10 protein-coding genes and 1 pseudogene are annotated in these 12,340 nt (G+C 70.3%); 4 read left to right on the plus strand and 7 right to left on the minus strand.

What is annotated here, in order from left to right; genetic code table 11:
* Window positions 1–308: 308 nt before the first annotated feature.
* From aztD to aztB, 4 genes are all read right to left on the minus strand, one after another.
* Entirely contained in the window at window positions 309–1,511 is a 1,203-nt protein-coding gene (aztD, locus tag VN520_RS36300) for a zinc metallochaperone AztD (RefSeq protein WP_325751217.1), read from the minus strand.
* Between the two features lie 90 nt (window positions 1,512–1,601).
* Window positions 1,602–2,567, minus strand: coding sequence for a zinc ABC transporter substrate-binding protein AztC (aztC, locus tag VN520_RS36305; RefSeq protein WP_325751218.1), 966 nt, complete (start codon window positions 2,565–2,567; stop codon window positions 1,602–1,604).
* The gene (locus VN520_RS36310) at window positions 2,564–3,802 is read right to left on the minus strand and encodes a hypothetical protein (protein WP_325751219.1); all 1,239 of its coding nucleotides are present in this window, start codon (window positions 3,800–3,802) and stop codon (window positions 2,564–2,566) included. Before VN520_RS36310 ends, aztC begins: the two co-directional genes overlap by 4 nt.
* Window positions 3,803–3,812: 10 nt before the next feature.
* Window positions 3,813–4,709 (minus strand): zinc ABC transporter permease AztB, encoded by an 897-nt coding sequence (aztB, locus tag VN520_RS36315; RefSeq protein ID WP_325751220.1) that lies wholly within the window; start codon window positions 4,707–4,709, stop codon window positions 3,813–3,815.
* Window positions 4,710–4,732: 23 nt separating this feature from the next.
* Here aztB and aztA point away from each other — a divergent pair, with 23 nt between their 5' ends.
* Both aztA and VN520_RS36325 read left to right on the plus strand, forming a co-directional pair.
* Window positions 4,733–5,467 (plus strand): zinc ABC transporter ATP-binding protein AztA, encoded by a 735-nt coding sequence (aztA, locus tag VN520_RS36320; RefSeq protein ID WP_325751221.1) that lies wholly within the window; start codon window positions 4,733–4,735, stop codon window positions 5,465–5,467.
* 299 nt (window positions 5,468–5,766) lie between these two features.
* Window positions 5,767–5,949: pseudogene (locus VN520_RS36325) on the plus strand (hypothetical protein); the annotation flags it as partial.
* A gap of 234 nt (window positions 5,950–6,183) precedes the next feature.
* On the opposite strand, the gene VN520_RS36330 reads toward VN520_RS36325, so the two are convergent.
* Genes VN520_RS36330 through VN520_RS36340 form a run of 3 tightly spaced genes read right to left on the minus strand, consistent with a single transcriptional unit; the run spans window position 6,184 to window position 9,003 of the window.
* On the minus strand, window positions 6,184–7,194 hold the full coding sequence (locus tag VN520_RS36330) for an ABC transporter substrate-binding protein (RefSeq protein WP_325751222.1): 1,011 nt from the start codon (window positions 7,192–7,194) through the stop codon (window positions 6,184–6,186).
* Between the two features lie 14 nt (window positions 7,195–7,208).
* The gene (locus VN520_RS36335) at window positions 7,209–7,982 is read right to left on the minus strand and encodes an ABC transporter ATP-binding protein (protein ID WP_325751223.1); all 774 of its coding nucleotides are present in this window, start codon (window positions 7,980–7,982) and stop codon (window positions 7,209–7,211) included.
* 1 nt (window position 7,983) lies between these two features.
* Window positions 7,984–9,003 carry an iron ABC transporter permease gene (locus VN520_RS36340; RefSeq protein WP_325751226.1) on the minus strand — a complete coding sequence of 340 codons (1,020 nt, stop codon included), beginning with the start codon at window positions 9,001–9,003 and terminating at the stop codon, window positions 7,984–7,986.
* A 422-nt stretch (window positions 9,004–9,425) separates the two neighbouring features.
* On the opposite strand from VN520_RS36340, the gene VN520_RS36345 reads away from it, so the two are divergent.
* Together VN520_RS36345 and VN520_RS36350 are read left to right on the plus strand one after the other, a co-directional pair.
* Window positions 9,426–10,691, plus strand: coding sequence for an MFS transporter (locus VN520_RS36345; protein WP_414720064.1), 1,266 nt, complete (start codon window positions 9,426–9,428; stop codon window positions 10,689–10,691).
* A 40-nt stretch (window positions 10,692–10,731) separates the two neighbouring features.
* The gene (locus tag VN520_RS36350) at window positions 10,732–11,520 is read left to right on the plus strand and encodes a TauD/TfdA family dioxygenase (RefSeq protein WP_325751225.1); all 789 of its coding nucleotides are present in this window, start codon (window positions 10,732–10,734) and stop codon (window positions 11,518–11,520) included.
* The last annotated feature ends 820 nt before the right edge of the window (window positions 11,521–12,340 follow it).

Here is a 12,340-nt window from a genome sequence, read left to right on the forward strand (position 1 = left end):
GGCGTCGCCAAAGGCATGGGTTTCACCGAGGTCGAGCACACGGTGGAACTGACCGGTGTCTGCGACAGGTGCGGTTTCACCCGGGTCGCCCCAGGCCCGGGCTCCGCGGAGCAGCGCGCTTGAACGGCGTCCAGCTCTCGACGGACGCGCAGAAGGAACGCCGGAGGTCTGGTGGCCTCACCGACCGGCGGCGAGGAGCCCACCGGTCCTTCTGAGCGGTCGCGGGTGCGGCTGATGCGGGCAGTACAGAGCGCCCGCCGGCCCAGGGCCGGCGGGCGCTGCTCAGGGAGCGCTGGGAGCGGGTCCGGTCAGTGACCGGCCACCGTTCCGGACAGCTCGTTGGTGCCCTTCGGCAGGGTCACGGACGTCAGCTTCTCGCCCGAGTCCAGGTCGAAGGAGTGCAGTTGGCGCTTGCCCGGTTCGGAGACGTAGGCCGTGTGGTCACGGACGAAGAGGGTGGGCCTGGGCTGCTGCCAGTCCAAGGGCTCGGTCCAGTCGCCGACGGCGTCGATCTTCTTCTCCACCTTCCCGGTCTCCGGGTCGATGACGTGGAGGACACCGTTGGTGCCGAGCACGAGCGCCTCGCCGTGCGGGCCGCGGGCCAGCGAGCGGAAGGAGTAGCTGGTGCCGAGGTCGACCAGCTTCATCTTCGCGGTGCGGGTGTCGATCAGCGATATGCGGGTCGGCCGCTCCAGTTCCGCCTCGGGGTCGGTCTTGTAGTCGCCCAGGAGAATCGGGGAGGCATCGCTGCCGGCCTGGTTGCCGGTGCGGGCGTAGTCGTCGGGGGCGTCGACCTTGGTGAACTTGCCGTCCTTGTAGAGGAGGACGCCGTCCTCGCAGCCCAGTCCGACCACGTCGCCCTGGGCGGCGGCCTCGCCGTGCACGCCGGGGCAGTTCTCGGAGCGTGCGATCTCCTTGTTGTCCTTGTCCAGGACGAGGGCGCCGGTGCGCTTCTCCTCGGTGCCCAGCGTGCTGACGAGTTCGCCGCCCGCCAGTTCGATGGCGACACCGTGGTGGGGTTCCGCGGAGGTGTAGGTGCGGCCCTCCGGCTGCTTCCCGCCGGCCAGAGCGGCGGGGTCGAAGACGTTCACCTCACCCGTGCCGTCGGTGAACAGCACTGTCTTGCCGCCGTGCCGCACCACGTGGCCCGGCTTGGAACCCTTGAACTCGGCGTCGGTGAACTCCTGCCTGGCGGCGTCGAACACGCGGAAGCCGTTGTCGGTGGAGATGACGACGTGGTCCTGGTCGCCCGCCGGGTTGACCCGGTTGAAGCCGGGCAGCTCGATCGTCTTGGCCAGCTTCAGGGTCTCGCCGTCGAGGACGTAGAGGCCCCCGTCGTAGGAGGCGACGATCGGGTTCTTGACGGCAACGGCCTCGCTGCTCTTCGTCTGCTTCTTCGGCTCGGCGTCGGAGGAGGCGTCGTCGTTGCCGCCGCAGGCGGTCAGCGTCATGGCCGCCGCCAGGGCGAGTGCCGTGCCGGTGAGCGTTCTGGCGCGTGTCGACCTGTTCATCGCGTGTCTTTCCTCTCCGGCCCTCAGGGCGCGGGGTTGCGTGGTGGAACGGCTGGCGTAATCGGTTCGCCGGGCCGCGGGGAAGCTCGTTCAGTCGCCGGTGAGGCCGTCGGCCATGGCTGAGGTGTTGGCGCGCATCATCTCCAGGTAGGTGCCGGCGCCCTTGCCCTTCTCGGTCAGCGACTCGGAGTACAGCGAGACGACGTCGACGTCACCGCCCATCTCCTGGCGCAGCACCTCGGCGAGCCGCGTGGGCTGGGAGGAGTCGGCGAAGACAGTGCGCACATGCGCCTTCTCCATGGCCTGGGTCAGGGAGCGCAGGTCGGAGGAGCTGGGTGAGGCGAGGGTGGTGCCGCTGGGGATGACGGCGCCGATCACCTGGAAGCCGAAGCGGTCGGCGAGGTAGCCGAAGACGTGATGGTTGGTCACCAGAGCGCGCCGGTCCTCTGGCACGGTGGCGAAGGACTTCTCCATCCAGGCGGTGAGGTCGGCGAGTTGTCCGTCGTAGCGTGCCGCGTTGGCCCGGACGGCCTTCTCGTCCACGCCGCCCACGTGTTCGGCGACCTGGTCGGCGATCAGGCCGGCGGCCTTGCGCACCCGGTCGGGATCGGTCCAGAAGTGCGGGTCGGGTTCGCCGGCCTCCTCCTCGGGGCCGCCCTCCTGCCCGGCGTGGAAGGTGAGCGGGTCGGCCGCCTCGCCCGCCGCAAAAGTGGCTACCCCGGACGCGCGGGCCGCTTCCACGTGCCGCAGTACGTTCTCCTCCAGCCCGAGCCCGTTGTAGACGACCAGGTCCGCGTTCTCCAGCTCCGCCGCCTGCACGGCCGACAGGCCGAAGGAGTGCGGATCGGCGTTGGGCTTCATCAGGACACTGACGTCCGCCTCGTCCCCGACGATCTCCCGGGTGATGTCGCCGAGGATGTTGGTGGTCACCACGACCCTCGGCCGATCGTCGTCGCCACCGCCCGCGCAGCCGGTCGCCGCACAGGAGAGGACGAAGAAGCTGACCAGGGCCACCAGCAGGGCACGGACCCGTGCCGCACCCACGCGCACGCTCATCGGCCCGTCTCCACCATCAGGGACGGACGGACGTCCAGGTCGAAGGTGCGCGCCACCCGGAGGTTGTCGTTGTAGTCGATCTCGTGCACGCGCCTGCCCTCGGGGTCGTTGAGGTAGGCGCGGCTGCGGTCCACCTCGATCACCGCAGTCGTGGTACCCCCGGACCCGGCTTCGGGTATGTCCTTCAGCAAGGGATCGGTGACCGTGGTCTCCTTGCCGGCGGATATGTCGTAGCCGTGCAGGGCTCCGTCGGTCTCCAGAACCAGCAGCGGTGCGCCTTCGCCGGCCGTGTTGGCGGCGACCACGGGACCGGTCTGCACCCGGGTCCAGGCGCGCTCGGTGACGTCCAGGACCCAGACGGCTTCCTTGCCCGCGGGTGCCGTGAGAGTGCTGCTGCCGGGGCGGTGCCGGAATTCGGTGGCACGCTCCTGCCGCGGCACGTCCTCGCCGTAGGGGATCTTCTCGGCGGTGAAGGCGCCATCGTCCTCGTGGACGAGCAGGGCCCCGTCGGCGCAGCCGAGGACGAGCCCGCGCCGGGTGACCGCGTCGCCCTGCGGGTCCACGCACTCCGCCTCCGGCGCGGCGACCTGCTTGCCGGACCGGTCGAGCACGGCGACCCTCGCGGGGCCGCCGCCTTCGCCGGTGAGGGTGATCAGGTGTTCCGCGTACGGCACGACGGTGCCGGCGTACGCGTCCGGGAGCCGGGAGGGGGTGCCCAGGGTGCCCTGCTCCAGTTCGGCGCGGGGGTACACGCTCGCCTTCCCGTCCGCCGCCGTGACCACGGTGACACCCGCGTCACTGCGGACGCGCGCACCGGTGCCGCCCGGGAGCTCGCCGACCTCCTGGATCTTCGCGCGGTAGTAGTGCACGTGATCGCCGTGGTCGACCATCCATACGCCGCTGTCGAGCACGTGGGTGCCGTCCGCGGTGTGGAAGTAGCCGAAACGGCCGTCCGTGGTGAGTGCGGTGACACCCGGTCTGCGGGCGGTGTCGTGCACCTTGCCGGTGATCAGGTCCAGCACCCGGATGTCGCCACTGCCGGGGTCGCCGAGCAGGAGCCGGGACTGCTGCTCGGCCGCCTCGCTGGCACCTTCGACGTAGCCGTGGGGGGTGGCGGAGGAAGTGGGGTTCTCAGAGCCGGACTCGGCTTCCTTCTGACCTCCGCATCCGGCGGTCAGTAGAAACACGGCCGCCAGCGCGGGCACCAGCGATGTGACGTTTCTTCGGACGGACAAGGAAATCGCCTCAGGTTTCGTTCGGTCGGGACATGCGGGCGCTCGGGGCCGAGGTGACCGCCGGGACCGGGAGGCCGGAACGGCGCGTACGACGGCGGTGCCGGAGTCCGGACGCCAGGTGGGACAGGAAGAAGAGGCCGACCGCGAGGGCCGAGACGGTCGCTCCGGCTGCGGTGCTCAAGTGCCAGGACAGGAGCAGGCCGCCGAAGGTGGCGGATGCGCCGAGGACCGCGGCCAGGACCATGACCCCACTCACGCTGCGCGCCCAGGGCAGTGCGGCCGCAGGCGGGGCGATGAGCAGGCCGAGGACGAGGAGCGTGCCCACGATGTGGAACGAGGCGACGATGGCCAGCGCCAGCAGTCCCAGCAGCACGGCGTGGGCGAGCCGGGGACGCAGCCCGAGCGTGCGGGCCTTGCGCTCGTCGAACGCCAGGGCCAGGAAGGCACGGTGACCGAGCACCGAGACGGCCAGCGCCAGGAGCAGGGCCACCCCGAGGAGCATCAGGTCGTTCTCCCGCACGGCGAGGACGTCACCGAAGAGGAATCCGGTGAGGTCCACCGCGAAGGACTGCGAACGGGACACGATGATGACGCCGAGCGACAGCATGCCGACGAACAGCAGGCCGATGCCGGTGTCCTGAGACAGCCTCGGGGTACGGCCGAGGACTGTGACGCCCGCGGTCATGACGGCCGCGCTCACCACCGCCCCCACCAGCAGGTTGCCGCCGAGCAGCGAGGCGACCGCGACGCCGGGCAGCAGTCCGTGGGACATGGCGTCGCCGAGGAAGGCCATCCCCCGGAGTACCACCCACGTACCCGCGAGGGCGCATATCGCCGACACCAGGATTCCGGCCCACAGGGCCCGCTGCACAAAGGCCACCTCGAAAGGGGCCGTCAACCACTCCATACGAGGAGCCTACAATGATAACCATGTTCAAAAACAACCCCCTGTCACCGCCGGACGACGAACCGAGGAACGAGCGCGTCCGGTTCCACGAGCTGAACGCCGGCTACCCCGGCCGCCCCGTTCTCCGCCAACTCAGCGCGGACATAACGGCTTTGACCATGACCGCACTCGTAGGGCCGAACGGAAGCGGCAAGTCCACGTTGCTGGGCGTCCTGGCCGGCGTGATCACTGCCACATCCGGACAGCTCCGGTACGCGGAGGGCTCGCCACCGGCTTTCGTCCCGCAGCGCGGCGCTGTCGGCGACACGCTCCCCCTCACGGCGCGGCAGACCGTGGAGATGGGCCGCTGGGGCGAGCGTGGATTGTGGCGGCGGCTGACCCGGCAGGACCGGGCCATGGTCGACTCCGCCATGGAACGGCTGGGCGTCGCCGACCTCGGCGCCCGCCAGCTCGGCGAATTGTCGGGCGGCCAGCGCCAGCGCGTCCTGATCGCCCAGGGCCTTGCCCAACAGTCCGACCTGCTGCTCCTGGACGAGCCGACCACCGGCCTCGATCCCGAGGCGCGGGAGCGGATCACGGCCCTGCTGACCGACCTGGTGGCCGACGGCACGACCGTCGTCCAGGCCACGCACGATCTCGAGGCCGCGCGTTCGGCCGACGCCTGTCTGCTCCTCAGCGACGGACGGCTGGTCGCACACGGCCCGCCCGAGCAGGTACTCACCCCTCAGGCGCTGACCCGGATCTGGCAGCCGGCGTGAAGCCCAGGTCCGGACACGGGGCGCTCAGTGTGGCCTTACTGAGCTGGACGGGCCGACACCGCGCGATGGTTGCCGAACGGTGAAGCGAGTGACGTGAGCGATCAGAAGTACGCGGGGGCGGGCTCGCCGACGCCGTACGCCTGACCTTGCGGGCAGGGGTGAACGTCCTGCTCGGCGATTTCGCGCTCCTCACGATCGTCACGGTCGCCGACGCGCTTGGCCCGGCGCTTGCTCTCGATCTTTACACGCCTCCCTTCGCGGCTTGGTGAACGGTGTTCACCTCCGTCGTCGTCCAGGGCGTGCCGTTCCTCCTGCTCGGTGCGCTGGTCTCCTCGGCCGTCGGCACGCGGGTCCCCGACGGGTCTCCCCCGGTGCTGCCGCGCAGCCCCGCTCTCTCGGTACCCGCGGCGGGTGCCGCCGGGGTGGTGCCGCCTGGGCGCGAGTGCGCGTCCGAACCGGTGGCCGGCAGTCTCATGCGGCGCGGAGTGGCCCCGGCGGCCGCCCTCGACTTCCTGTTGCCCGCGCCCGCGGTCAACCCCGTGGAAGGGCCCGACCGATCGAGTCACGGTCGATGTCCATGGGGTCCTTTCCTTGTCACACAACGGGATGGCACGCGGCCACGCCGAACAATGGCCTGTCCGGCGGGCGTTCATGCCTGCCCGGCAAGTCGTGGCATGCGGGTCATGCCTGCCCGGCAAGCCGTGGCATGCGGGAAGTCAGCCCTTGAGTTCGCGCAGGTAGGTGGCGAACTTCTCCAGGCCGTCGATGTTGCGGGGGCCGCTGATGCCCTCGTTGTAGTCGAGGACGAAGAAGTTGTTCTTCTTCACGGCCGGGAGTTCTCTGGTGTGGGGGGACTTCTTCAGGAAGTCGATCTTTTTCACGGCGGGCAGGTCGCCGTAGTCGAGGATGACAATGACTTCGGGCTCGCTCTCAGCCACGGATTCCCAGTTGACCTGGGTCCAGCGCTCGTCGAGGCCGTCGAAGACGTTCTTGCCGCCCGCCTTCTTGATGATGTCGTTGGGGGGCACCTGGTTACCCGCGGTGAACGGCTGGTCGGTGCCGGAGTCGTAGAGGAAGACGGGTACCGGGTCACCCGCCGGGGCCTTGGCCTCGACCTTCTCCACGCGCTTCTTCAACCCGTCGACGACTTCGGTGGCCTTCTCCTCGACCTGGAAGATCTTCCCCAGTCGTTCGAGGTCGGTGTAGAGGGCGTCGAAGGGGCTCATCTTCTCGGGGTGGCCGGGGTAGTTGAAGCAGCTCTCGGTGTGCATGAAGCTCTGGATGCCGAGCTTGTCCAGGATCTCGGGCGTGATGCCCCGCTCGTCCTTGAAGCCGGAGTTCCAGCCGGCCACGACGAAGTCGGACTTGGCCTCGACCACGACCTCCTTGTTCAGGAGGTCGTCGCTGAGCATCTTCACCTTCGCGTACTCGGACGCCCACGGGGATTCACTCACCGGCGGGTTCGCGGGAGGCATCACATAGCCGTGCACGTGCTCGGTCAGTCCGAGGGCGAACAGCTTGTCCGCGCTGCCGCCTTCGTAGGCGACGGCCCGCTCGGGCACCGTGTACTCCACCGGTTCACCGCACCGCTTGACGGTGGCGGTGCCGGAGTCCTTGGCGTCCGATTCGACCTCGGCACCACATCCGCTGAGCACCAGGGCCGCCGCCAGCGCAGAGCCGAGAGCGGCAGACCGCCGGACCATCGTGGGGTATCGGGTTGTACGCATGCGTGGGTGGCCTTTCAGCGGGTGGAGTCGAGCGAATACAGGAGCTGGGGATCGCCCGTCAGCGGGTGGGGGACGATGCTGGCCTTGACGCCGAAAACGTCGGCGACGAGGTCTGTCGTGAGCACGTCCGCGGGCGTGCCGGAGGCGACCAGGCGGCCTTGGGAGAGCACGCCGAGCCGGTCGCAGGCCGCCGCGGCGAGGTTGAGGTCGTGCAGGACGACGAGGACGGTGAGCCCGGCACCGCGCAGGAGTGAGAGGAGGTCGACCTGGTGGCGGACGTCCAGGTGGTTGGTGGGCTCGTCCAGGACGAGGATCGCCGGTTCCTGCACGAGCGCGCGGGCCAGCAGGACCCGCTGGCGCTCACCGCCCGACAGCGTCATGACGCCTCGGTGGGCGAGGTGTCCGATGTCGAGCTGGTCCATCGCCCGCGCGCACAGCTCGCGTTCCCGGCCACTGAGCGCCTGGTTCCCCCGCAGGTGGGGCGCGCGTCCGAGCGCGACGACCTCCTCGACCGTGAAGTCGAAGTCGATGCCACCGTCCTGGGTCATCGCCGCGATGGTTCGTGCACTGTGGCGTATCGGGAGCCGGGTCAGGTCCTGCTCACCTACCCAGACGGTTCCGGAGCTGGGCCGCAGCGCCCGGTACACGCACCGCAGCGCGGTGGACTTGCCGCTTCCGTTGGGCCCCACGAGCCCCACGACCTGCCCGTCCGGCACGTCCAGGGACAACCCGCGTACGAGACTCCTGCCGTCCCTCACCACGGAGAGTCCGTCGAGTTTCAGGTCCATGTCAGCGACCTCCGAAGGTGTAGCCCCTGCGCCGCATCAGCGCGATGAAGACGGGCACCCCCACGAGCGCGGTGATGACTCCGAGCGGCAGCTCGCGCGGGGCGACCAGGGTCCGCGCCGCCAGGTCGACCCACACCATGAAGATCGCTCCGACCAGTGGGGCCACGGCGAGCACGCGGGCGTGCGTGGCGCCGACGACCATCCGCACCACGTGCGGCATGACGAGTCCGACAAAGGCGATGGCGCCGCTGACGGCGACCATGACGCCCGTCACCAGCGAGACGAGGACCAGCAGCACCTTGCGGTGCCGGTCGGGGTCGAAGCCGAGGCTCGCGGCGGTCTCGTCGCCGAGGGAGAGCACGTCCAGCGCCCGCCCGTACCGGTACATGACCGCGAGTCCGGCCAGCACCACGGCGGAGACCACGGGCAGCGCGCCCCAGGTCGCGGCCCCGAAACTGCCCATGGTCCAGTACAGGACCATGCTCGTCGCCTCGCTGTCCGGCGCGAAGTAGATGATCAAGCTCATGACAGCCTGGAAGCCCAGCGACATGGCCACGCCCGTCAGGACGAGACGCAGCGGTGACAGCGCACCCCGATTGGAGGAGGCGGCGTACACCAGAAGCGAGGCGACAAGTGCGCCGATGAAGGCGCCGACGGAGACGGCGTAGATGCCCAGTACCGCGAACCCGCCGGTGACCGTGACACCGACGGCACCTACGGAGGCACCCGAGGAGACCCCGAGGACGAAGGGGTCGGCCAGCGCGTTGCGCACCATGGCCTGGATCGCCACTCCGACCGCGCTCAACCCGGCCCCCACCAGCGCCGCCAGCAGCACGCGCGGCGTACGGATCTGCCAGATGATCTGATACGTCGTCACCTCGTTGGCACCGATGCGCCCTCCAGTGAGAGCCGCCCACAGATGACGGGCGGTCTCCCCCGGGGCGACGACCGCAGGGCCGAGTCCGATGGCGATGACGACGGACACGAGCAGGACGGCGGCCAACACCGCACAGCTCAGCAGCAACACCTTCCGGGACGCGGGTCGAGCTCGCACAGCTCCAGCGGGCCGGGACGCCAACGCCTCGGCCGGGACGACCGGGTCCGCGTCAGCCGAGGGCGGAGGCTTGTGCGGTACCGTCACTTTCCCTCGCAAATGACAATCATGTTCATAAATAGGAACCTAGCACGCTCTCCGACCCGGTAGGCAGCCCGGACCGGCCAGTGACACGGAGCCGCGACACCCATAGCGAGGAGACGGCCGGTAGCACTCTAATGGAAATGATTATCACCGCGATAGTGTGTCACGCGCCGCGCTGCCCGCCGTGTGCCACGTTCCGCCCCGTCGCGCAACCTCACTGCTGGACAGGGACGTTGTAGCCGGTTCGCGTCCGATCCGTCGCCACCAACAGGACAGGAGTACTCCCCGTGCCCACCCCCTCCGCCCTGCCCACCGCCGCCGAGTCCCCTCCCACGAAGCAGCGCACGATTCTGCTCGACCTGGCCTTCCTCCGCCTCTGGACGGGCGCCACCGCATCGGGCCTGGCCACCTGGGCCCTGCCCTTCGTCCTCGGTCTCGCCGTCTTCGACCGGACCCTGACCGCCACGGACCTCGGCCTGCTCCTCGCCGCGCGCACCGTCGGATTCCTCGCCGCGGTGCCCGTGGCCGGGGTGCTGGCCGACCGGCACTCCCGCCGGGGCGTCGTGCTGTGGGCGGGGCTCGCCTCCGGAGCCGCGGCACCGGTGATCGCCGCGGGGCTGGGCCGCTCGGTGCTGCTGATGGCGGCGGCCGCCGCGATCGCGGGAGCCGGCCAGGGCGCCTGCCGACCCGCCTACCAGGCCCTCACCGCCGAAGTGGTCGACGCCGACCACAGGCAGCAGGCCAACGCCGCCATGACCCTGGCGGTACGGGTCACCACGCTCGTGGGCCCCTCCCTGGCCGCGCTGCTCGCCGTCTTCCTGGACATACGGGCGCTGCTGGTGGGCATCGGGCTGCTCTGGGTCGTCGCCGCATGCGTACCAGGTCGCGGCGAGCGGCCGGCGGCCGCCGGCGCCCCGTCGGCACCTGCGGCCGGAGCAGGCGGTGCATCCTTCGTGGCGGAGTTCACCGAGGGTGTACGTGAAGCACGAAGGCACCCGTGGTTCCTCGCCGGTCTGGGCGCGCTGACGGCCGTCATAGCCACCGGTTACTCTGCGACCGGCGTGGCGCTGCCCCTGGTCAGCAGGGAGGAGTACGGCACCGAGGTGGTCCTCGCGGGCGCGATGACCGCCTACACCGCCGGCGCGCTCGCCGGCGCCCTGCTCATCGCCCGCCGGCGCCCTCGCTCCCCCGGCTGGGCCGCACTCACCGGGCTCGCCGCCTACGGCCTCGCACCACTGAGCCTCGTGTTCCCGGTGCACCCGGGCGTCGTGATGGCCGCCTACGCCGTCGCGGGCATCGGCATCGAACTGTTCAACGTGCCGTGGTTCACCGCCGCCCAGCGCGAGGTGGCTCCGGACAAGCTGGCCCGCGTCTCCTCCCTGGACTTCCTCCTCTCGTACGGCCTGGCCCCGCTAGGACTCGCCCTCATCGCCCCGGCCATCGACGCCTTCGGCCCCAGGGCCGTTCTCGTGGGCTGCGCGATCGTGTGCTTCGTGGCCCCGGCCGTCGCCGCCCTCGTCCCCAGCGCCCGGACCTTCTCGCGCCCGCCCGCACGCGACGACACTCCCTGACGACCACGACGTACCGCCCCTGTCGGGGCAGCCTGGAACCATGCACGCATTCGCTCAGACCCACCACCCGCGCCCCGTCTCCAGTCCGGGCATCGCCCCCGGCCGCGTCCCGCACGGGAACGCCGGCACGGCACGCGAACTGCTCGCCCGCGACGGGGCAGTGATCCTCACCGGCCACGAGAACACGCCCGACGCCCTCGTGGTCGCCGCCGCGCAGGTCATCGGCGACCGACTCCGCGAGCTGTACCCGCCACGGGTCCGCACCTCGCACCCGGGCAACCCCGTTCACCTGCACGCCGACAGCTTCGACATCATCGTCGACATCGGCGGAGTCCCCCACCGCAGGCGCCACCCGGACGAGGACCACGTCCTCATCCAGTGCGCCCGGCCGGCGCCCGAGGGAGGCGACTCCTTCGCGCTGGACGCGTACGCGTTCATCGACGGTCTCGCCGCCACCGACCCCATGTTGCACACCTTCCTCACCGATACCGACGTCGACCTGTACGGCGCCTGGGCGGACGTGCGCGGGCTGCCGGCCATCCCCAGGATCGGGCGCCACGTCGAGTTCACCCGTACCGGACGCCGCGTCGTACGCCGCACGGACGGAGCGGTGCCGCTCCACCGCGACCCCGACAGTGACCACGTCCGCGCCCAGCTCGCCCGCCTGAGCGAAGCCGTGCACGACATCGAACCGTCCCTCCCGCGCTTCCGGCTCGGCGAGGGCGACATCCTGGTCCTGGACAACTTCCGCTGCTGGCACGGCCGCGACGGACACACCGGGGAACGAACCGTCCGCGTCCTCACCGCGCGCAGCTCCGACGCGGGCTGAGCGTCCGTGACGAAGACGACGGCGAGTCCGATGAGGAGCAGGTCAGCCTTCTCCGCCAGGACGGCCAGCTGTTCAAGCGCGATGAACTCCCGATGGTTGGCGGCGCGCACGAGGGCACGAGCTCGTCACTTCTCCTGCTCCGAAGGACCAGGACTTCGGTACGACGCGGTGCGGACGTCGACCTCCCCCGGGCGGAGAGCTGGGACAGCGGAGGGTCTGCATGGACCACGCAGCGGCGTGAGGAGTACGCCGACGACCAGGGCGCGGCCACCAGTCTGGTGACGTTCACGGCTCGCTCGAATCGGTCCAAGGCCGACCAGGACCCATCCCAGTAGATGCCGCTGGCCGCCGAGGTGCACTGCCAATACATCGCCGAGTGGGTGGGCACGAAGCTGCGCTGGATCCTCACCGCGGACGAGCCCGAGATGGCAGCGCTGCATCGGTGACGGCCGGCTGCCCGGAGCAGAGCATGGCCTTCGGACCCGCCGTGTAGCCCCGGCCGCCGCGGGCGGGCGCTGAAGCAGGGTGTGCCGGCCGCCGCGCGGCTGCCCGGCGGCCGGTCTGCCCGCGGGGGACTGGCTCAGCAGTGATAGGTGACATAGGCGTTGCGGTCCAGCAGGGGCAATTCCCTGCTAACGCTCGGGACGCCATGAACTAACGGCCGTTACACCGAACGTTTGGCTCTGGCCCGTAATCGGTGGTAGCGCCGTGTAGTGATCACTGGAGGAGGATGCGGTGGCGGAGGAGGGGGAATCCGGCTCGGCCGTGCATCTGTCTCATGATTCGTTTGGTTCGGGTGTTGACGCCCTCGGTGCGGCCG

Origin of the sequence: Streptomyces sp., from assembly GCF_035563135.1 — a bacterium.
GTDB lineage: Bacteria > Actinomycetota > Actinomycetes > Streptomycetales > Streptomycetaceae > Streptomyces.

What these genes read in the sequence shown, in the direction of transcription:
- aztB (WP_325751220.1), bottom strand. Translation starts at nt 4,709, where the DNA reads ATGGAGTGGTTGACGGCCCCTTTCGAGGTGGCCTTTGTGCAGCGGGCC.
- VN520_RS36335 (WP_325751223.1), bottom strand. Translation starts at nt 7,982, where the DNA reads ATGGACCTGAAACTCGACGGACTCTCCGTGGTGAGGGACGGCAGGAGT.
- VN520_RS36350 (WP_325751225.1), top strand. Translation starts at nt 10,732, where the DNA reads ATGCACGCATTCGCTCAGACCCACCACCCGCGCCCCGTCTCCAGTCCG.
- VN520_RS36330 (WP_325751222.1), bottom strand. Translation starts at nt 7,194, where the DNA reads ATGCGTACAACCCGATACCCCACGATGGTCCGGCGGTCTGCCGCTCTC.
- aztC (WP_325751218.1), bottom strand. Translation starts at nt 2,567, where the DNA reads ATGAGCGTGCGCGTGGGTGCGGCACGGGTCCGTGCCCTGCTGGTGGCC.
- aztA (WP_325751221.1), top strand. Translation starts at nt 4,733, where the DNA reads ATGTTCAAAAACAACCCCCTGTCACCGCCGGACGACGAACCGAGGAAC.
- aztD (WP_325751217.1), bottom strand. Translation starts at nt 1,511, where the DNA reads ATGAACAGGTCGACACGCGCCAGAACGCTCACCGGCACGGCACTCGCC.